Below are 21,305 nucleotides of genomic sequence, written 5' to 3'. Positions count from 1 at the left end.
CTGTGATGCACCTCCGGTCACAGGCCTTAATGGATGAAACGTTTTAACTGCTAGATAAGGCCGTCTGCTGTCAACGTTTCCATACATGCCTGCAGGAGAAATAAAGGGCTGCCGTCCACCGGCGGCTCTTTTGCCAGTAAGGATATCTGTCGATAGAACGTCGGTTCCAGCGCGACTGAGCGTACTTTCCCACCAACCGCCTTCAGCGTTAATTCCGGTAATAACGCTATACCCAGCCCCTGACGAATAAAGCTCATCGCGGTATCCGGATGGTTAAACTCGTATTTAATGACCGGTTCAATTCCCTTCTCTTTAAATAGCGCCATGATGCTTAATTCATAGCGACCTTTGCTGATAATGAGCGGTTCTCCAACCAGTTGTTCCACTGAAATCGTTCTATTGGCCGCCAGCGGATGGCTTTCAGGAACTACAACGGTAAATTTGTCGCGATACACCGGTACGCAGTACATGCCATTTACCGGGAAATGTACAAATCCCGCATCGATATCCCCACTGCGCAGGGAATCAACGATTGCCGTGCTGTTTTCCTCATAAGGGATAATTTTGATATGCGGGTGGTGCTGCTCGAAGTGGTGGATGATACCGGGCAAAATACAGGCACAGGCGCTGGGAAAGCAGCCGATTCGCAGGGCTCTGGCCGGGTTTTGTCGCTCTTGCTCGGCAATCTCTTTCACCGCGTTGGTTTCAGACACGATCGTCCGCAGGTGTGAAACGATCCGACTCCCGGCCGGACTAAGTTGAATATCTTTGCGGCGTTCGCGGATAATAATATCAACCCCTAGCTCTTCCTCTAGCGCTGAAATTGCCTGGCTAACGGCGGATTGGGTCATGTACAGCCGCTTGCTGGCTTCGGTAAAACCACCGTACTCAAGTACGGCAAGCAGGGCGTGGATCTGGGTTAATGTCATTAGCTCCCTCTAATCAACAATATTAAAACGATTAATTTCTCTAATATAATGAACCTGTTTATACTTGCGGTCTACCGTAAAATCACACTTCGACGCACCTGTCCGTAGTTCAGTTGAGCTGAGCGTTGCCTGCGTGCGCCGTCTGGACAGGTTGTCGAATATGAAAGAAAAACTGTGGACGAAAGATTTTTGGGCAATAACGATAATCAGCTTTATTATATTTTTTGTTTTTTATGTCCTGCTCACGCTGTTACCGATCTATATTTCGGATCGCCTGCATGCCACTCCAGATAAGGCCGGATTATTAGTCACCTTCTTTTTGGGGGCCGCCATTGTTGTGCGCCCGTTTGCGGGACAATGGGTAGGAAAATATTCGAATAAAACAATTCTGGTGCTCTCTTCTCTGGCCTTTTTGGTGGTCACTGCGCTGTATCCTTTTTGCCACTCAATTGAATCACTGCTGTTGATTCGGGTGCTTCATGGTGTAACGTTTGGCGTTATTACCACGGTAAAAGGAACGATTTCCGCGCGGTTGATACCGGCCTCCCGACGTGGGGAGGGCATCAGTTTTTTCTCGTTAGCCATGGGACTGGCAATGGTTGTGGGGCCGTGGGTAGGGCTGAACATGGCACGCTGGGAAGCTTTTACCACTGCATTCTGGCTGTGTAGCGCGGTTGCCGTACTGGGTATTATCCTGTCATTGATTGTCGCCGTACCGCCGGTTATCCGTCATGCTGACGGCTCAAAACCGAAGCTGGGATTTGCTGCAATGTTTGATCGCGCCGCACTGCCTTTCGCGATGGTGACGTTTTTCATGACCTTTTCGTACGCGGGCGTTTCCGCTTTTCTCGCACTGTATGCGCGCGAGCTCGATCTAATGGCCGCCGCCAGTAATTTCCTGCTGTGCTACGCCATTTGCCTGATGATCTGTCGAACCTTTACCGGCAATATTTGTGATAAAAAAGGGCCGAAATACGTGGTCTATCCGTGTTTGTTGGCCTTCACCGTCGGGCTGGTGGCGCTTGGCTATACTAACGGCAGCATTATGATGATTATTTCCGGTGGATTGATTGGCATCGGTTATGGTTCGGTCACACCCGTATTTCAGACACAAATTATTAGTTCGGTGGAACCCCATAAAATTGGTATCGCCAATTCGCTGTTTTTCAATGCGATGGATGCGGGAATGGCAATCGGCGCGTTTATCATGGGGATGATGGTCGAGGGCGTGGGATATCGGGCGATTTATCTGGTGGGTGCGCTGCTGGTGGTACTGGCCGGGGCGCTGTATATCATGCAGATGAAAAAACGCGGAGACGTGGTACTGGTCTCCGCGCATGAAGTTCACTAAACACTATAACTCTATTTCAATATCGCCTTTTGCCCGGCAACAGCACGGCAATATTTCACCGGGCTGAATGAAGGCCAGCGGTTCTGCAATCCAGTCAACCTGTCCCGCCACCAGGCGGGTACGGCAGGAGCCGCAGTAGCCTTCACGACACTGATATTCGACTTCAACATCGTGCGACTCGAGCGCGGCAAGCAGGGAAGGGTGTTCATCCTGGCACAGCAACTGCGTGCCAGAGATGCGCAGAGTCACGCGGCCCATCAGAGCTGGAAGTTACTCAGATCGTCAGTATCGACTTCGGCATCGATCTGGCCGACCAGATAAGAGCTGACTTCCACTTCCTGCGGCGCAACCTGGACGTTGTCAGACACCAGCCAGGTATTGATCCAAGGGATCGGGTTAGAACGTGTCTGGAATGGCAGATCGAGTCCAACAGCCTGCATACGGATGTTGGTGATGTACTCAACGTACTGGCACAGAATGTCTTTGTTCAGGCCAATCATTGAGCCATCACGGAACAGATAGTCCGCCCACTCTTTTTCCTGCAGCGCGGCCTGTACGAACAGGTCGTAGCACTCTTGTTTGCACTCTTCGGCAATTTCCGCCATCTCCGGATCGTCCACGCCGCTGCGCAGCAGGTTCAGCATATGCTGAGTACCGGTCAGGTGCAGGGCTTCGTCGCGGGCGATCAGACGAATAATTTTCGCGTTGCCTTCCATCAGTTCACGTTCGGCGAAGGCGAAAGAGCAGGCGAAGCTGACATAAAAGCGGATCGCTTCCAGCGCGTTCACGCTCATCAGGCACAGATACAGCTTCTTCTTCAGCTCACGCAGGTTTACGACAACCGTTTTACCATTAACGGTATGCGTACCTTCACCGAGCAAATGCCAGTAGCTGGTCATCTCGATCAATTCGTCGTAGTAGCTGGAGATGCCTTCTGCGCGTTTCTGGATTTGCTCGTTGGTGACGATATCGTCAAACACCACCGCCGGATCGTTAACAATATTACGGATGATGTGGGTGTAAGAGCGGGAGTGGATCGTTTCAGAAAACGCCCACGTTTCCACCCAGGTTTCCAGTTCAGGGATCGAGATTAACGGCAGCAGCGCGACGTTAGGACTACGTCCCTGAATGGAGTCCAGCAGCGTCTGATACTTCAGGTTGCTGATGAAGATATGTTTTTCATGTTCCGGCAATGCCTGGAAGTCGATACGATCGCGAGAAACATCGACTTCTTCCGGACGCCAGAAGAAAGAGAGCTGCTTTTCGATCAGTTTTTCAAAGATGTCATATTTTTGCTGATCGTAGCGGGCGACGTTCACCGGCTGGCCGAAGAACATCGGTTCCAGAAGCTGATCATTTTTCGTCTGTGAAAAAGTGGTGTATGCCATTGATGTGAATCCTGTCTGGAATGTACTGCCGGATGCGCTTTGCTTATCCGGCCTACAATACCGCGAATTAATTTGTAGGCCGGGTAAGCGTTACGCCACCCGGCAAAAGATTAAATCTTACATGCGCCGCTTTCGCAGCCATCGTCCTGAATGGACGGTACCAGATCGTCCTGAGAGTCTTCCGCACCGTCACGGGTGTTCTGATAATACAGCGTTTTGACACCAAATTTGTAGGCGGTGAGCAGGTCTTTCAGCAACTGCTGCATCGGTACTTTTCCGGACGGGAAGCGCGACGGATCGTAGTTGGTGTTGGCGGAAATCGACTGATCGATAAATTTCTGCATGATGCCTACCAGCTGCAGATAGCCGTCGTTGTTTGGCATTTCCCACAGCAGTTCGTATGCGTCGTGCAGGTGTTCGTAGTCCGGCACGACCTGACGCAGAATCCCATCTTTCGATGCTTTGATGCTCACGTAACCGCGTGGCGGTTCAATACCGTTGGTGGCGTTGGAGATCTGCGAAGAGGTCTCGGACGGCATCAGGGCTGACAGCGTGGAGTTACGCAGGCCGTGAGTCTTGATAGATTCACGCAGCTGTTCCCAGTCCATATGCAGCGGTTCGTTAGCGATAGCATCAAGATCTTTTTTATAGGTATCAATCGGCAGAATACCTTTCGCATAGGTGGTTTCGTTAAACCATGGGCATGCGCCTTGCTCTTTTGCCAGCTCGTTAGAAGCCTTCAGCAGGTAATATTGAATCGCTTCAAAGGTTTTGTGAGTCAGGTTATTGGCGCTGCCGTCAGAGTAGCGTTTACCGTTTTTCGCCAGCCAGTAAGCGTAGTTGATCACGCCAATACCCAGCGTACGACGACCCATCGCACCGCGTTTGGCGGCCGGAATCGGATAATCCTGGTAATCGAGCAGCGCATCCAGCGCACGTACCGCCAGTACAGCCAGCTCTTCCAGTTCGTCCAGACTTTCGATAGCGCCCAGGTTAAATGCGGACAGCGTACACAGTGCAATTTCGCCGTTTTCATCGTTAACGTCGGTCAGCGGTTTGGTTGGCAGGGCGATTTCCAGGCACAGGTTGGACTGGCGTACCGGCGCGATAACCGGATCAAACGGGCTATGGGTGTTGCAGTGGTCAACGTTCTGAATGTAGATACGACCGGTCGAGGCACGTTCCTGCATCATCAGTGAGAACAGCTCAACCGCTTTCATGCGCTGTTTGCGGATGCTGTCGTCGTTTTCATATTGGGTGTACAGACGCTCGAACTCATCCTGATCGGCGAAGAACGCGTCATACAGACCCGGGACGTCGGACGGGCTAAACAGGGTGATGTCACCGCCTTTCAGCAGACGGGTGTACATCAGCTTGTTGATCTGTACGCCGTAGTCCATGTGACGAACGCGGTTGCCTTCGACGCCACGGTTGTTTTTCAGGACCAGCAGGCTTTCAACTTCCAGGTGCCACATTGGGTAGAACAGCGTGGCTGCACCACCGCGTACGCCACCCTGAGAGCAGGATTTCACCGCAGTCTGGAAATGCTTATAGAACGGAATACAGCCGGTGTGGAACGCTTCACCGCCGCGAATCGGGCTACCCAGCGCACGGATGCGACCAGCGTTAATGCCGATACCGGCACGCTGAGAAACGTATTTCACAATTGCGCTGGAGGTTGCGTTGATGGAGTCCAGGCTGTCGCCGCACTCGATTAGTACGCAGGAGCTGAACTGACGCGTTGGGGTACGCACGCCGGACATAATTGGCGTCGGCAGCGAGATTTTGAACGTAGAAACGGCGTCGTAGAAACGTTTTACATATTGCAGACGTGTTTCACGCGGATAGTTAGAGAACAGGCAAGCCGCTACCAGAATGTAGAGGAACTGTGCGCTTTCATAGATCTCACCGGTAACACGGTTTTGCACCAAATATTTACCTTCCAACTGCTTCACCGCTGCGTAGGAGAAGGTCATATCACGGTCGTGTACGATGAACGAGTCCATCTGCTTGAACTCTTCTTCCGTGTAGTCTTCCAGCAGATGATTGTCGTATTTGCCCATTTCAACCATTTTCACGACATGGTCGAACAGCTTTGGCGGTTCAAACTCACCGTAGGCTTTTTTACGCAGGTGGAAAATCGCCAGACGGGCAGCCAGATACTGATAATCCGGCGCTTCGCGGGAGATCAGGTCGGCGGCTGCTTTGATGATTGTTTCATGGATGTCGGAGGTCTTGATTCCGTCATAAAACTGAATGTGGGAGCGCAGCTCGACCTGAGAAATCGATACGTTATTCAGTCCTTCTGCCGCCCAATCCAGAACTCGGTGGATTTTGTCGAGATTGATGCGCTCTGTACTACCATCACGCTTTGTCACCAGCAGACTCTGATTCATGTGGTTTTTTACCTGTCCGTGAAAGAAAAAATATCCCCCATATTATCCACAGAGTCATGTTGTGACTAAGTCTGTGGATAAATACTATATGTAGGGGTTGTTTGATAAAATAGACGCTATATGGTGAGTATTCTAGTAGGGATTCTTTTCAGCACAAGAGTTGATTTTGAGGTTAAATTGAGGTTGCAAAAGGGTGATAATCGCTAAGTGCGCGTCTTATAAGGCCTGGCGGGGATGTCAATAATTGAGAAAAAAAATAGAAAATTTGATCGAGTGCTGATTTCTTCATCTAAGGCAAGGAAAGTTCTTATGATCTGGCACAGGATTTGTAGGCCTGATAAGCGAAACGTCATCAGGCATGGTTCCAGTAAGCATGCCGGATGGCGGCGTTGCACGCTTTATCCGGCCTACAGGAGCGGTTAATCAACCTTGGCGGTGGTATGTACCATATAGTTCACATCAACGCCCGGGCCAAGTTTGAAGGTGTTGGTGATGGGGTTGTAATGCAGGCCGGTCATATGGCGCTCTTTCAGTACGGTCTGGTCAACCCAATCTAATAATTCAGCAGGCTTAATAAACTTTTTCACATCGTGCGTGCCTTTCGGCACCATGCGCAGAATATATTCCGCTCCGACCACCGCCATCAGCCAGGATTTGCCGTTGCGGTTAAGCGTGGAGAAAAATACTTCACCACCCGGTTTGACCAACCTGGCGCAAGCTCTGACCACTGACTGTGGGTCTGGCACGTGCTCCAGCATTTCCATGCAGGTGACAACGTCATACTGATGTGCATGCTTTTCCGCATGCTCTTCGACGGTTTCTTGTACGTACTCTACCTGGATACCGCTTTCCAGTGCATGCAGTTTTGCTACCTGCAGCGGTTCAAAACCCATGTCCAGTCCGGTGACGGTGGCACCTTCGCGCGCCATACTCTCCGCCAGAATACCGCCGCCGCATCCGACGTCGAGTACCTTTTTACCAAACAGGCCGCCTGAGCGCTCAGTAATATAGCCCAGACGCAATGGGTTAATGCGGTGCAGCGGCTTAAATTCACCCTCAAGATCCCACCAGCGTGACGCGACTGCTTCAAACTTGGCAATTTCTTCATGGTCAACGTTGTGAGCTACCGGAGGTTTTTCGGCATTCATTGGGGCTTCTACTCCTAAATTTGCGATGCAAATGAGTATATCAGCCTGACGGGATGAATAAAGCCTCTGTCAGGGGGAATCCATTTACCTGAATCTGCACGGATGTGTTATAATTTGCGACCTTTGAATCCGGGATACAGTAGAGGGATAGCGGTTAGATGAGCGACCTTGCGAGAGAAATTACACCGGTCAACATTGAGGAAGAGCTGAAGAGCTCCTATCTGGATTATGCGATGTCGGTCATTGTTGGCCGTGCGCTGCCGGACGTCCGAGATGGCCTGAAACCGGTTCACCGTCGCGTACTTTACGCCATGAACGTATTGGGCAACGACTGGAATAAAGCCTATAAAAAATCTGCCCGTGTCGTTGGTGACGTAATCGGTAAATACCACCCTCATGGTGATACCGCCGTTTACGACACCATTGTTCGTATGGCGCAGCCATTCTCCTTGCGCTACATGCTGGTAGATGGTCAGGGTAACTTTGGTTCTGTCGATGGCGACTCCGCAGCGGCGATGCGTTATACGGAAATCCGTATGTCGAAAATCGCCCATGAGCTGATGGCTGACCTGGAAAAAGAAACGGTTGATTTCGTCGACAACTATGACGGCACCGAACAAATTCCTGACGTCATGCCGACCAAAATTCCTAACCTGCTGGTGAACGGTTCGTCCGGTATCGCGGTAGGTATGGCGACCAACATTCCGCCGCACAACCTGACCGAAGTGATCAACGGCTGTCTGGCATATATTGACGATGAAGACATCAGCATTGAAGGGCTGATGGAACATATTCCGGGTCCGGACTTCCCGACTGCCGCGATCATCAACGGTCGTCGTGGTATCGAAGAAGCCTACCGTACCGGTCGTGGCAAAGTGTACATTCGCGCACGCGCGGAAGTCGAAGCGGATGCCAAAACGGGTCGCGAAACCATCATCGTTCACGAAATTCCGTATCAGGTAAACAAAGCGCGCCTGATTGAGAAAATCGCCGAGCTGGTAAAAGACAAACGCGTTGAAGGCATCAGCGCGCTGCGTGACGAGTCTGACAAAGACGGTATGCGCATCGTGATTGAAGTGAAACGTGATGCGGTCGGGGAAGTGGTTCTGAACAACCTCTATTCCCAGACCCAACTGCAGGTTTCCTTCGGTATCAACATGGTTGCATTGCACCATGGCCAGCCGAAGATCATGAACCTGAAAGATATTATTGCCGCGTTCGTACGTCACCGCCGTGAAGTCGTAACCCGTCGTACTATCTTTGAACTGCGTAAAGCCCGCGACCGTGCGCACATCCTTGAAGCGCTGGCGATTGCGCTGGCGAACATCGATCCGATCATCGAACTGATCCGCCGCGCGCCGACCCCGGCTGAAGCGAAAGCTGCGCTGGTTGCGCGTTCGTGGGAACTGGGCAACGTTTCCGCCATGCTGGAACGTGCCGGTGATGACGCCGCGCGTCCTGAATGGCTGGAGCCGGAATTTGGCGTGCGTGACGGTCAGTACTATCTGACTGAACAGCAGGCCCAGGCTATTCTGGATCTGCGTTTGCAGAAACTGACCGGCCTTGAGCACGAAAAACTGCTCGACGAATACAAAGAGCTGCTGGAACAGATCGCTGAACTGCTGCACATTCTGGGCAGCGCCGATCGTCTGATGGAAGTTATCCGTGAAGAGATGGAGCTGATTCGTGAACAGTTCGGTGACGCTCGTCGTACTGAAATCACCGCGAACAGCGCTGACATCAACATCGAAGATCTGATTAGCCAGGAAGATGTTGTCGTAACCTTGTCTCATCAGGGCTACGTGAAATATCAGCCGTTAACCGATTACGAAGCGCAGCGTCGTGGCGGTAAAGGTAAATCAGCAGCACGCATTAAAGAAGAAGACTTTATTGACCGCCTGCTGGTGGCCAACACCCATGATACGATCCTCTGCTTCTCCAGCCGTGGTCGTTTGTACTGGATGAAGGTCTATCAGTTGCCGGAAGCAAGCCGTGGCGCACGTGGACGTCCAATCGTCAACCTGTTGCCGCTGGAAGCTAACGAACGTATTACCGCAATTCTGCCAGTACGTGAGTACGAAGAGGGCGTGAACGTCTTCATGGCAACCGCCAGCGGTACCGTGAAGAAAACGGCGCTGACCGAATTCAGCCGTCCGCGTTCTGCCGGTATTATTGCGGTTAACCTGAACGAAGGTGACGAACTGATTGGTGTAGATCTGACATCCGGCAGTGACGAAGTCATGTTGTTCTCTGCGGCAGGTAAAGTGGTACGCTTTAAAGAAGATGCTGTCCGTGCAATGGGTCGTACCGCGACCGGTGTACGCGGTATCAAGCTGGCGGAAAAAGATAGCGTGGTATCGCTGATCGTTCCGCGCGGTGAAGGTGCGATCCTGACCGTTACTCAGAACGGTTACGGTAAACGTACGGCGGCGGAAGAGTATCCGACCAAGTCTCGTGCGACCCAGGGCGTTATCTCCATCAAGGTTACCGAGCGCAACGGTTCCGTTGTTGGCGCAGTGCAGGTTGAAGATACCGACCAGATCATGATGATCACCGACGCAGGTACGCTGGTACGTACTCGCGTGTCGGAAATCAGCGTGGTAGGGCGTAATACCCAGGGCGTTATCCTTATCCGTACTGCGGAAGACGAAAACGTCGTGGGTCTGCAACGCGTTGCTGAACCGGTTGATGATGAAGAGCTCGACTCCATCGACGGAAGCGCAGCTGAAGGTGACGAGGATATCGCACCTGAAGCGGAAAGCGATGACGATGCAGCAGCGGATGACGCTGACGAGTAATTAAGACGTTATAAAAAGGGCCGGAGAAATCCGGCCCTTTTTTTAATGGCATTGCGACAAAAGACATTTACCGCTACCTTAACCACACTCTATTAATGCCCTGAGGCGGAGCTTCGCCCCTTTGAAATACCTTGCTTCCGTTCATTCAACTCTAAAAGTTTCACGCTACCTGTTCAGAGCGTTGGCGCTCGTTATCTGGTGTCTGATTGCGTTCGCCTCCGTGTTCTACATTGTGAATGCGCTGCATCAGCGAGAGTCTGAGATCCATCAGGAGCTTAATCTCAGCTCCGATCAGGCCCAGCGCTACATTCAGCGCACATCTGATGTCATTAAAGAGCTGAAATATATTGCCGAGAATCGCTTAACGGCGGAAAACGGCGTGATGTCGCTGCGGGCGCGAGATGATAAAACCGTCGTGCCTAATTTTGAGCCGCTGTTTGCCGACTCCGACTGTTCTGTCATGGGCAACGCCTGGCGAGGTTCTCTGGAATCACTGGCATGGTTTATGCGCTACTGGCGCGACAACTTTTCCGCCGCCTATGATTTAAATCGAGTGTTCCTGATTGGCAGCGACAACCTCTGTATGGCCAATTTCGGCTTGCGTGATATGCCTGTCGAACGTGACGAGGCCCTGAAGGCGTTGCATGAGCGCATTATTAAGTATCGCAATGCTACGCAAGATGAAAACGGCAACAACTTGTTCTGGATCAGCCAGGGGCCGCGTCCGGGAGTAGGGTATTTCTATGCGCTGACGCCGGTTTACCTCGCCAATCGCCTCCAGGCGCTGTTGGGCGTAGAGCAGCCTATTCGTATGGAGAATTTCTTCACGCCGGGCAGTTTACCGATGGGCGTGACCATCCTCGACGAAAATGGGCATGCGCTGATTTCGCTCACTGGCCCTGAAGGGAATATTAAGGCTGAGCCCCACTGGATGCAGGAACGCTCCTGGTTTGGTTACACGCCGGGTTTCCGCGAGCTGGTATTGAAGAAGAATCTGCCTCCGTCCTCCCTGAGCATCGTTTATTCCGTTCCGGTCGATCTGGTGCTGGAGCGGATCCGCATGATGATCCTGAACGCTATCTTGTTGAACGTGCTGGTTGGCGCGGCATTGTTTATGCTCACGCGCATGTATGAACGGCGCATTTTTATTCCAGCGGAAAGCGATGCTCAGCGGCTGGAAGAACATGAGCAGTTTAACCGTAAAATCGTAGCTTCTGCGCCGGTGGGTATTTGTATTCTGCGCACGATGGATGGGATTAACATCCTGAGTAACGAACTGGCGCACACCTATCTGAACATGCTGACGCATGAAGACCGTCAGCGGTTAACGCAAATTATTTGCGGCCAACAGGTCAATTTTGTTGATGTACTAACCAGCAACAATACCAATCTGCAAATCAGCTTTGTGCACTCGCGCTATCGCAATGAAAACGTGGCAATTTGTGTCCTGGTTGATGTCAGTGCGCGCGTTAAAATGGAAGAGTCGTTGCAGGAGATGGCGCAGGCGGCGGAACAGGCCAGCCAGTCCAAATCGATGTTCCTTGCGACGGTGAGCCATGAGCTACGTACACCGCTATATGGCATTATCGGTAATCTTGATTTGTTGCAAACCAAAGAGTTACCGAGTGGGGTGGATCGTCTGGTAACGGCGATGAATAACTCTTCCAGCCTGCTGCTGAAAATTATCAGCGATATTCTCGACTTCTCAAAAATTGAATCTGAACAGCTGAAGATTGAGCCGCGAGAGTTTTCACCGCGTGAAGTCATGAACCATATTACGGCTAACTATTTGCCGCTGGTGGTCCGCAAGCAGTTGGGGTTGTACTGCTTTATCGACCCGGATGTGCCCGTGGCGCTGAATGGCGATCCGATGCGTTTACAACAGGTGATTTCTAATCTGCTGAGTAACGCAATCAAGTTTACCGATACCGGTTGTATTGTGCTGCACGTGCAGTGCAGCGGCGACTACCTGAGCATTCGAGTGCGTGATACCGGTGTAGGGATCCCTGCCAAAGAGGTGGTTCGGTTGTTCGATCCTTTCTTCCAGGTGGGGACTGGCGTACAGCGTAATTTCCAGGGAACGGGACTCGGTTTGGCGATTTGTGAAAAACTGATCAGCATGATGGATGGGGATATTTCCGTCGATTCCGAGCCGGGAATGGGGAGTCAGTTTACGCTGCGTATTCCGCTTTATGGCGCACAGTATCCGTTGAAAAAGGGTGTAGAAGGATTGGCTGGCACGCGTTGCTGGCTGGCAGTACGCAATGCGTCACTGTACCAATTTCTCGAATCCAGCCTGACGCGTAACGGGATGACGGTGCTGCGATATGAGGGACAACAGCCCGATGCGGATGACCTGCTGGTGGCCGACGATGTGCTGGAACAGGCCTGGCAGGGACGGGCAGCGGTAATTTTCTGCCGCCGCCATATTGGCATTCCGCTGGAAAGAGAGCCTGGAGAATGGGTACACAGCGTGGCGTCACCGCACGAACTGCCTGCGCTGTTGGCGCATATCTACAGTGTAGAGCTGGGGAGTGAAGATCTCTCCACGGCGTTGCCAGCCCCGGATAAAGCCGGTGCGACGAACGATGACATGATGATCCTGGTTGTTGACGATCACCCTATCAACCGGCGCTTACTGGCCGATCAGCTGGGATCGTTGGGATATCAGTGTAAAACGGCGAATGACGGTGTGGATGCGCTCAACGTACTCAGCAAAAACCATATCGATATCGTGCTGAGTGACGTCAACATGCCAAATATGGATGGTTATCGCCTGACGCAGCGTATCCGCCAGCTAGGGTTAACGCTGCCTGTTGTGGGGGTAACGGCAAACGCGCTTGCCGAAGAGAAGCAGCGTTGTCTGGAATCAGGTATGGATAGCTGTCTGTCCAAGCCGGTGACCTTAGACGTATTGAAGCAAACGCTGGCGGTCTATGCGGAAAGAGTGAGAAAAACGCGGGGATAGGGGATAAAAGAGCCGGATGGCGGCGTTAGTCTTATCCGGCCTACGAAAAGTGCACGATGCTGTGTGTTCGTAGGCCTGATAAACGCAGCGCCATCAGGCATTTTGACGTGATAAAGAATTACTCTTTGTCTGACGGACTCAGCGTCACGGAGGAGAGGTAATTCAGCAGTGCGATATCGTTTTCCACACCGAGCTTCATCATTGCCGATTTTTTCTGGCTGCTGATGGTTTTAATGCTGCGGTTGAGCTTTTTAGCGATTTCAGTAACCAGGAAACCTTCGGCAAACAAGCGCAGCACTTCACTCTCTTTCGGTGACAGACGTTTATCGCCATAGCCGCTGGCGCTGATTTTCTCCAGCAGACGAGACACGCTTTCCGGGGTAAATTTCTTACCTTTCTGCAGCGCGGCCAGCGCTTTTGGCAGGTCGGTTGGCGCGCCTTGTTTCAGTACGATCCCTTCAATATCGAGATCCAGTACCGCGCTCAGGATAGCCGGATTGTTGTTCATGGTCAGAACGATAATCGACAGGCTTGGGAAATGACGCTTGATATATTTAATTAACGTGATCCCATCACCGTATTTATCTCCCGGCATGGAGAGGTCGGTAATCAACACATGCGCATCCAACTTAGGCAAATTGTTGATCAGTGCAGTGGAGTCTTCAAATTCGCCGACAACATTTACCCACTCGATTTGCTCAAGTGATTTACGAATACCGAACAGTACAATCGGGTGGTCATCGGCAATAATTACGTTCATAGTGTTCATGTATTGGGCTACCTTGCTACAGCAAGCTCTTGACGTAAACGTCAATGTCGCTGATGTATTTTTCTATACCTGGAGCATCTTTCTCTTGAATAAGATGTTCCAGCGCTTCACATAACTGCTTGCCGGGTACCAGATTAAGCATGGCAAACACGCCTTTCAGGCGATGGGCCGTTTGGGCTAATGCAGCGAAATCGCTGATAGCCGCCTCAGTATACAACCTCTTAACATCATCCGGTACTGTGTCTACAAAGAGTGCGTAGTAACCACTGGCATGAAGTTCGGCGTTTTCATCTCCGCCGAGGGGGAGTTCCTGGAACTCTTCTTGTGCCAGCTGCTCTTCAATCAGCTCAAGGACAGCTTCCTGCATAGCATTGCTCATATTAAAGTTGACGCGCAGCTGACCGGGGCCAATTTTCCGTACGCCAGACTCATCATCGCTCAAAAGCAAGCCCGAGGCAGTAAGATTAGACGGATTATCCGTTAAAAAGAGATCATATTCTTGACTATTCAACCGTTCATCGGGCGTGATGCAGGTTGCCCCCCAGTTTTCCAGCTGACGTAATACAATGCTACGTACGTCATTTGAGGTGACATCAACCATTACGCAGACGTCATCCAACAGGCGCTCTTCACTATCAGCATGTTGATCGTGCAGCGGCATTTTAACATGGACGATGTAACGTGTTCCAAGTTCTTCCCGTGCTTTAATATTCAGGTGTCCGCCAAGCTTGCGGGCTAACTGATCGCACAGCCAGAACGTCAGCGGGTTGGCTTTGCCATACCGATCGCCCTGCGTGTCATTAATGAATGGGAAATGGAGATTATCAACTTCATTTAATGTGACGCCTTCCCCGGTATCCAGAATGCGGAAGGTCAGGCGTTCGGCCTCTGACTCATCCTGGTCGACTTCCAGCGTGATTTTACCAATCTGCGTGGTGGTTACCGCATATTGGATCAACAGCAGCAAAATACGGCGCAAGGCATCGCGATCGCCACGGCGTTCGTCATGGGCGCTTAAGTGATTTTTAATCAGCAGCTGCAGCCCTTTACGCTTAATGGCCGGCAGAACCTCCGGAACCACGTCGTCAATTAATGCCTGCACGGAAAACAGTGTGGATTCACCTTTCCAGGCATCGTTCTCCAGCAGGTTGGCTAGCTGGATTTCGTCCACCATGCGCACCAGAACGTCGGCCTGATTGGCCAGTTTCTGGCTGTCTGGTGTATTGAGCGCGGCGGCATTAGCAGCCAGCGTTTTTGCGGGGTCTTTCAGCGCGCTGCCAATATTCTGCATAAAGGCCGCGCGGGCCTGCTGGTTTTTCTCATACAGCCGCTGTGCTTGTTTCAGCTTCTTATTGACCAGCACCTCGCGGTCCTGGTCACGAATGATAAAGATCTGCGTTCTCGGGGAGATCTGGCTGCGAAACAGTCTGATTTCATACAGTTCATTATTGATGGTGGCCTGAATCACTCCCTGATGCTGCTCTGCCATATTGGTAATGTTTTGCAGATTTAAATGCGGCAGCAGGTGGTCGGCAATTTTATTGCTGATAACCGTGCGGTTTGCTTCCTGATCGTGTACCAGTAATCCCAGCGGCAGAAGGGAAACAATCTCTTCATTGATTGCGCGCAGAACACGCAGCTCATTATTTGCCGCAAGGTTTGGCACCACTTCAGTCGAACGGGCAGGGAGGTGGCGAAAGGTGGTATAACCAAACAGCGCCAGGGCCAGTAACGCAATGTTCAATAACAGCGGCAGCAGAATGTTTTGCAGCGTATCCAGCAGCAAGGAACCGAATGGAACTTGCCATACCAGTCGCATATCCGTTGAATTCAGCGCTGAAGAGATCTCAATTTTACTGTTGTTGAAATTAATGCTGACGCTGTCAGGCGACTCTTTTTCATTCAGGTGCTCGGTCGTTGAGGTGGCATCAGGTTCCAGATGGAAACTATCCAACGGCATCCCGGGAGGGATCAAGTCATTAATCGGCAGGTCAAAGGCGACAACCGTTGCCAGATGTCCTGGCTGATTAAAGGTCGTGCGTAGCGTGAAGTAATGCCCGTTTTGCCAGGCCAGACGGCGCAGTGAAGAGAAGCTTTCACGTTCATCCAGCGCATTAGCCTGTTGCAGCATCTCAGCGCGCCGGGAATCCACAATATTCCCAATCGTCGATTCTTTAAAACCAGAGGTCAGATCTTTCAGCGGTAACGTCGAGATTAGGATCAGGCTGTTGTCCTGACCATTCAGGTAATACATTGACCATGGGACATTCTCCGCGCCCCACAACGTGTCCAGATACGTTGAAATACGCTGGGTCATTTCCAGTGTAGAACTGTCATGCGAGCCGAAAATCAGCGCTTCAGTCTTTCTGCGGGGTTTCTCAAGATAATAGATATCTTGTTTCAGACGCGTTTCCTGTAGCCCATCTGCGCCTGGTGAACTGGTTGTAGCGGCAATATTGTCATAGATTTGCCAGGTCACGTATCGCCAGGTATCGACCCTTTTATGAATGGCATGGGTAATATCGACAATCTGATAACTCTTATCCTTTAGCCAGGTGTTGACGGCGCTCTGGACCATAACACCCATCATCACCAACAGCACAACGATCAGTAATAAGAAGAAACGGGTAATACTTCCTGGTAACAGGGAGAATCGGGTGGAAACCGTTGTGTCAGACTGACTCATTCGTGTTTATGACCTGTTAAACGACGCGAAAGATGAAAGGGCAGTATAAAGGGTAATGTATGAATTACCACACTTACACCGCGCCGCCTGGCCTGCATTCTTTGCGCCTGATTTTGTTGCAGTCATGGCGGTGCAAAGGTGTACAGTGGATAAAGGTGGGTACAAATATTCGTACGGAATGTATACATTTAGCATTAAATAACAAGAAATTATTTATCAAACTTATATCTGATCGTGACGCCCGAGATAGTTAATAGTCGTTATAGTTTTTCATCGGTAGCACAGAAAGGTAAGCTTTGTGTAAAGAAGGGTAAAAAAAAACCGAACGCTGAGCATTCGGCTGAAATAGGGGTAAACAGACATTCATAAATGAATGACGGTAATAAATAAAGTTAATGATGATAGCGGGTCTATTTTAGTTGCGAGTGAAGATTTTGTTTTGTCATTCAGTGCTATAAGATATTTTTGTACAATGCATTGATTTTAAAGAGAATTGAAATGATTCTTGATTATTTGTGCTTATTTCGACTGTTTTTTGATTTTAAAAAAGTTCCCTTGTATTAACATTTAGAAACATCTATGCCGATAAATGAAACACCTTAAAAGTTTTAGTATCATATTCGTGTTGGATTATTCTTTGTTTTTGCGGAGAATGAAGTTGCCGACTGGTTAATGACCTTAATCAGTATGCAGTGGCATAAAAAAGCAATAAAGGCATATAACAGAGGGTTAATAACATGAAAGTTAAAGTACTGTCCCTCCTGGTACCAGCACTGCTGGTAGCAGGCGCAGCGAATGCGGCTGAAATTTATAACAAAGACGGCAACAAATTAGATCTGTACGGTAAAGTCGACGGTCTGCACTATTTCTCCGACAACAAAGGTGATGATGGTGACAAGACTTACATGCGTATCGGCTTCAAAGGCGAAACTCAGGTTAACGACCAACTGACCGGTTACGGCCAGTGGGAATACCAGATTCAGGGTAATGCGGCTGAAAGTGAAAACAACGCCTGGACGCGTGTGGCGTTTGCGGGTCTGAAATTCGCTGACGTAGGTTCTTTCGACTACGGTCGTAACTACGGCGTAGTTTACGACGTAACGTCCTGGACCGACGTCCTGCCAGAATTCGGCGGCGATACTTACGGTGCTGACAACTTCATGCAGCAGCGTGGTAACGGCTTCGCGACCTACCGTAACACCGACTTCTTCGGTTTGGTTGATGGCCTGAACTTTGCCATTCAGTATCAGGGTAAAAACGGTAGCGTAAGCGGCGAAGACGAGAACGGCAGAACGTTCACTGGCGTGACCAACAACGGTCGTGACGCGCTGCGTCAAAACGGCGACGGCGTTGGCGGATCTATCACTTATGATATCGGTGAAGGCTTCGCACTGGGTACTGCTGTCACCAGCTCCAAACGTACTGACGAGCAGAACCGTTTGAACTTCGGTACTGGCGACCGTGCTGAAACCTACACTGGTGGTCTGAAATACGACGCGAACAACGTGTACCTGGCAGCACAGTACACCCAGACCTACAACGCAACGCGTGCGGGCTCCCTGGGCTGGGCTAACAAAGCACAGAACTTCGAAGCCGTTGCTCAGTACCAGTTCGACTTCGGTCTGCGTCCGTCCGTGGCTTACCTGCAGTCCAAAGGTAAAGACCTGGGCCGCGGCTATGGCGACGAAGATATCCTGAAATATGTTGATGTTGGCGCGACCTACTACTTCAACAAAAACATGTCCACCTATGTTGATTACAAAATCAACCTGCTGGATGACAACCAGTTCACTCGTGATGCTGGCATCAGCACCGATGACATCGTAGCACTGGGTCTGGTTTACCAGTTCTAATCTACATTATGTCTATCAAAGGCCCTGCGGGGCCTTTTTTAATGCCGTTTTTTCGCCGTACAAACAACGATTTTTGGTGTACTCTTGCGCCCGTTCGCATGAGGATAATTACGTATGGAAATGAATTTTTATCGCGCAGCACTGCTGGCTGTGACGATCTTTTTTGTCGGGTGCGATGAGGCCCCGAAACCTGCTCAGACCACAATTCCTGCCACGGTTCTGGAAGGTAAAACGATGGGCACTTTCTGGCGGGTCAGTGTGGTAGGCGTAGATGCCAAACGCGCCAGGGAACTGCAGGCCAAGATCCAGACTCAGCTTGATGCCGATGATCAACTGCTCTCCACCTATAAAAACGATTCTGCGTTAATGCGCTTTAACCTGTCGAAAAGCCTGTCGCCGTGGCCGGTTAACGACGCCATGGCGGATATCGTGACTTCGGCGCTACGCATTGGTGCAAAAACCGATGGGGCCATGGATATCACCGTGGGGCCGTTAGTCAACCTGTGGGGCTTTGGCCCGGATCAGCAGCCGTTGCATATTCCCACCCAAGCGCAAATTGACGCTGCAAAAGCGCAAACCGGGCTTTCTCATCTGAAAGTTGTGAATGAAGCGCATCAGAACTACCTGCAAAAAGACTTGCCGGATCTGTATGTTGATCTCTCGACCGTTGGTGAAGGGTACGCCGCCGATCATCTGGCTCGATTGATGGAGCAAGAGGGGATCTCCCGTTATCTGGTTTCCGTTGGTGGTGCGCTGAACAGCAGGGGAATGAATGCTGAAGGGCATCCGTGGCGAGTGGCAATCCAGAAACCCACCGATCGTGAAAACGCGGTGCAGGCGATTGTCGACATTAACGGGCACGGCATTAGCACCTCCGGCAGCTACCGGAACTATTATGAGCTGGACGGTAAGCGCCTTTCCCATGTTATCGATCCACAAACCGGTCGCCCGATCGAACATAATCTGGTGTCCGTAACGGTGATTGCGCCAACGGCGCTGGAAGCCGATGGCTGGGATACCGGATTGATGGTGCTCGGCCCGGAAAAGGCCAAAGAAGTCGTGCGTCGTGAAGGGCTGGCGGTCTATATGATTGTGAAAGAGGGTGAGGGGTTTAAAACCTGGATGTCGCCGCAGTTTAATAGCTTTCTGGTCAGCGAAAAAAATTAAAAAGCAAGATTGCGGGTTTTTATGCCCGACGATGGGGACACACTGAGGCTAAGCGCTATGCTTAACAAAGGAGTCCGAAATGAAAAATCGTTTACGCATCACTGACGATGACCGTTGGCAGTCCGTTGTGGATCGCGACGTTAACGCCGACGGTCAGTTTGTTTTTGCCGTCCAGACTACCGGTGTTTTCTGCCGTCCGTCCTGTCGGGCAAAACATGCGCTGCGCAAAAATGTCCGTTTTTTCGCCGATGCCCAGCAGGCACAGGATGCCGGGTTTCGCCCCTGTAAGCGCTGCCAGCCGGATAAAGACAGCGCGCAACAGCATCGGCTGGATAAAATTGCCCGCGCCTGTCAGTTGTTGGAGCAAGAGTCACCTCTTACGTTGGACGAGCTGGCACAGCAGGTGGCAATGAGCCCGTATCACTTGCATCGTCTGTTCAAAGCCACGACGGGCATGACCCCGAAAGTGTGGCAACAATCATGGCGTGCTCGCCGTCTGCGTGATGCCCTGGCGAAAGGTGTTCCGGTTACACAGGCGATTCTCAATGCCGGATTCCCCGACAGCAGCAGCTACTATCGCAAAGCCGATCAAGCATTAGGCATGACGGCAAAGCAATTTCGTAAAGGTGGCGACAACGTTTCTGTACGCTATACCCTCGCAGATTGCGCTCTGGGTCGCTGTCTGGTGGCGGAAAGCGAGCGGGGTATCTGCGCGATCTTGCTTGGCGATGATGACGCTACGTTGGTTGCGGATCTTCATGCGCTGTTTCCCGCCGCGCAGGATGTTCCTGCAGATGCCAATTTTCAGCAGCGCGTGCGCGAAGTGATCGTCGCGATCAACTCGCGTGACGCGTCGCTATCGCTACCCCTGGATATTCGGGGAACAGCCTTTCAGCAGCAGGTGTGGCAGGCGCTGTGCGCAATTCCGTGCGGTGAAACAGTGAGTTACCAACAGTTGGCCAGCGCCATCGGCAAACCGAAGGCGGTGCGCGCGGTGGCCAGTGCCTGTGGGGCCAACAAACTGGCGATTGTTATCCCGTGTCACCGGGTGATCCGTGGCGATGGCGCACTTTCGGGCTACCGATGGGGTATTGCGCGCAAGGCGCAGTTACTGCAACGGGAAACTACTGGCGAGGAAACATAATGCTCGATCTCTTTGCGGATGCTAAACCCTGGCAGGAACCGCTGGCGTCAGGTGCGGTTATTCTGCGACGTTTCGCTTTTGACTCCGCGCCCACTTTACTTCAGGCAATAGCGGCTGTCGCCAGACAGTCGCCGTTTCGCCAGATGGTGACGCCCGGCGGCTATACAATGTCGGTGGCGATGACCAACTGCGGCCATCTGGGCTGGACGACGGATCAGCATGGCTATCTTTATTCTCCGTTTGATCCACTCACCGGCACGCACTGGCCGCCGCTGCCGGATGCGTTCGCTGATCTGTGCCAACAGGCGGCGACGGCGGCGGGCTATGCTGATTTTCAACCCGATGCCTGCCTGATTAACCGCTACACGCCAGGGGCAAAACTGTCCTTACATCAGGATAAAGACGAGCCCGACCTGCGGGCGCCGATTGTCTCTGTATCGCTGGGGCTACCAGCCATCTTTCAATTTGGCGGATTGCACCGTAATGACCCTTTAAAGCGTTTGCTGCTGGAACATGGCGATGTCGTGGTGTGGGGCGGTAATTCGCGGCTGTTTTATCATGGGATCCAGCCGCTTAAAACAGGGTATCACCCATTAACCGGAGACTGTCGTTACAACCTGACGTTTCGTCTGGCTGGTAAAAAAGAATAAAAATAAGAATTATTATTGCTGTCGACGAAGAGATGTTTAAACTGCGGGCTGTTATTAC

The 21,305-nt window shown here is 51.4% G+C and carries 14 protein-coding genes; 7 read left to right on the top strand and 7 right to left on the bottom strand.

Annotated elements, in window-relative coordinates; genetic code table 11:
- Positions 1–50: 50 nt before the first annotated feature.
- Positions 51–929: a LysR family transcriptional regulator gene (locus tag BZK40_RS09770; protein WP_079934561.1), complete on the bottom strand. Its 879-nt coding sequence runs from the start codon at positions 927–929 to the stop codon at positions 51–53.
- A 160-nt stretch (positions 930–1,089) separates the two neighbouring features.
- Here BZK40_RS09770 and BZK40_RS09765 point away from each other — a divergent pair, with 160 nt between their 5' ends.
- Positions 1,090–2,280, top strand: coding sequence for an MFS transporter (locus BZK40_RS09765; RefSeq protein WP_079934560.1), 1,191 nt, complete (start codon positions 1,090–1,092; stop codon positions 2,278–2,280).
- A 3-nt stretch (positions 2,281–2,283) separates the two neighbouring features.
- Here BZK40_RS09765 and yfaE read toward each other — a convergent pair whose 3' ends face one another.
- The 4 genes from yfaE to ubiG all read right to left on the bottom strand — a co-directional run bounded on the left by yfaE (position 2,284) and on the right by ubiG (position 7,212).
- Positions 2,284–2,538: a ferredoxin-like diferric-tyrosyl radical cofactor maintenance protein YfaE gene (gene yfaE / locus BZK40_RS09760; protein WP_003027609.1), complete on the bottom strand. Its 255-nt coding sequence runs from the start codon at positions 2,536–2,538 to the stop codon at positions 2,284–2,286.
- Positions 2,538–3,668 (bottom strand): class Ia ribonucleoside-diphosphate reductase subunit beta, encoded by a 1,131-nt coding sequence (gene nrdB, locus BZK40_RS09755; protein WP_003834668.1) that lies wholly within the window; start codon positions 3,666–3,668, stop codon positions 2,538–2,540. Before nrdB ends, yfaE begins: the two co-directional genes overlap by 1 nt.
- Positions 3,669–3,778: 110 nt before the next feature.
- Entirely contained in the window at positions 3,779–6,064 is a 2,286-nt protein-coding gene (gene nrdA / locus BZK40_RS09750; RefSeq protein ID WP_079934559.1) for a class 1a ribonucleoside-diphosphate reductase subunit alpha, read from the bottom strand.
- 419 nt (positions 6,065–6,483) lie between these two features.
- Positions 6,484–7,212 carry a bifunctional 2-polyprenyl-6-hydroxyphenol methylase/3-demethylubiquinol 3-O-methyltransferase UbiG gene (gene ubiG / locus BZK40_RS09745; RefSeq protein ID WP_048234860.1) on the bottom strand — a complete coding sequence of 243 codons (729 nt, stop codon included), beginning with the start codon at positions 7,210–7,212 and terminating at the stop codon, positions 6,484–6,486.
- Positions 7,213–7,370: 158 nt separating this feature from the next.
- Here ubiG and gyrA point away from each other — a divergent pair, with 158 nt between their 5' ends.
- Entirely contained in the window at positions 7,371–10,010 is a 2,640-nt protein-coding gene (gene gyrA, locus BZK40_RS09740; protein WP_003834662.1) for a DNA topoisomerase (ATP-hydrolyzing) subunit A, read from the top strand.
- Positions 10,011–10,131: 121 nt separating this feature from the next.
- Complete coding sequence (gene rcsC, locus BZK40_RS09735) at positions 10,132–12,978, top strand: two-component system sensor histidine kinase RcsC (protein WP_008785313.1); 2,847 nt, start codon at positions 10,132–10,134, stop codon at positions 12,976–12,978.
- Between the two features lie 118 nt (positions 12,979–13,096).
- Here rcsC and rcsB read toward each other — a convergent pair whose 3' ends face one another.
- The gene (gene rcsB, locus BZK40_RS09730) at positions 13,097–13,747 is read right to left on the bottom strand and encodes a response regulator transcription factor RcsB (protein WP_003027592.1); all 651 of its coding nucleotides are present in this window, start codon (positions 13,745–13,747) and stop codon (positions 13,097–13,099) included.
- Positions 13,748–13,763: 16 nt separating this feature from the next.
- Positions 13,764–16,433 carry a phosphotransferase RcsD gene (gene rcsD / locus BZK40_RS09725; RefSeq protein ID WP_079934558.1) on the bottom strand — a complete coding sequence of 890 codons (2,670 nt, stop codon included), beginning with the start codon at positions 16,431–16,433 and terminating at the stop codon, positions 13,764–13,766.
- A gap of 737 nt (positions 16,434–17,170) precedes the next feature.
- Between rcsD and BZK40_RS09720 the strand changes: the two genes are divergently transcribed.
- The 4 genes from BZK40_RS09720 (at position 17,171) to alkB (ending at position 21,247) form a co-directional block, all read left to right on the top strand.
- Positions 17,171–18,286, top strand: a complete 1,116-nt coding sequence (locus tag BZK40_RS09720; protein WP_048215883.1) for a porin OmpC — start codon at positions 17,171–17,173, stop codon at positions 18,284–18,286.
- Between the two features lie 114 nt (positions 18,287–18,400).
- A complete protein-coding gene (gene apbE, locus BZK40_RS09710) occupies positions 18,401–19,453 on the top strand; it encodes an FAD:protein FMN transferase ApbE (protein ID WP_079934557.1) in 1,053 nt (350 codons plus the stop codon).
- 79 nt (positions 19,454–19,532) lie between these two features.
- Positions 19,533–20,597 (top strand): bifunctional DNA-binding transcriptional regulator/O6-methylguanine-DNA methyltransferase Ada, encoded by a 1,065-nt coding sequence (gene ada, locus BZK40_RS09705; protein ID WP_079934556.1) that lies wholly within the window; start codon positions 19,533–19,535, stop codon positions 20,595–20,597.
- Positions 20,597–21,247, top strand: coding sequence for a DNA oxidative demethylase AlkB (gene alkB, locus BZK40_RS09700; RefSeq protein WP_079934555.1), 651 nt, complete (start codon positions 20,597–20,599; stop codon positions 21,245–21,247). Before ada ends, alkB begins: the two co-directional genes overlap by 1 nt.
- Positions 21,248–21,305 lie beyond the last annotated feature (58 nt).

The sequence above is a fragment of the Citrobacter portucalensis genome, assembly GCF_002042885.1.
Taxonomy (GTDB): Bacteria; Pseudomonadota; Gammaproteobacteria; order Enterobacterales; family Enterobacteriaceae; genus Citrobacter; species Citrobacter portucalensis.
This window is presented reverse-complemented; position numbering and strand designations above follow the sequence as displayed.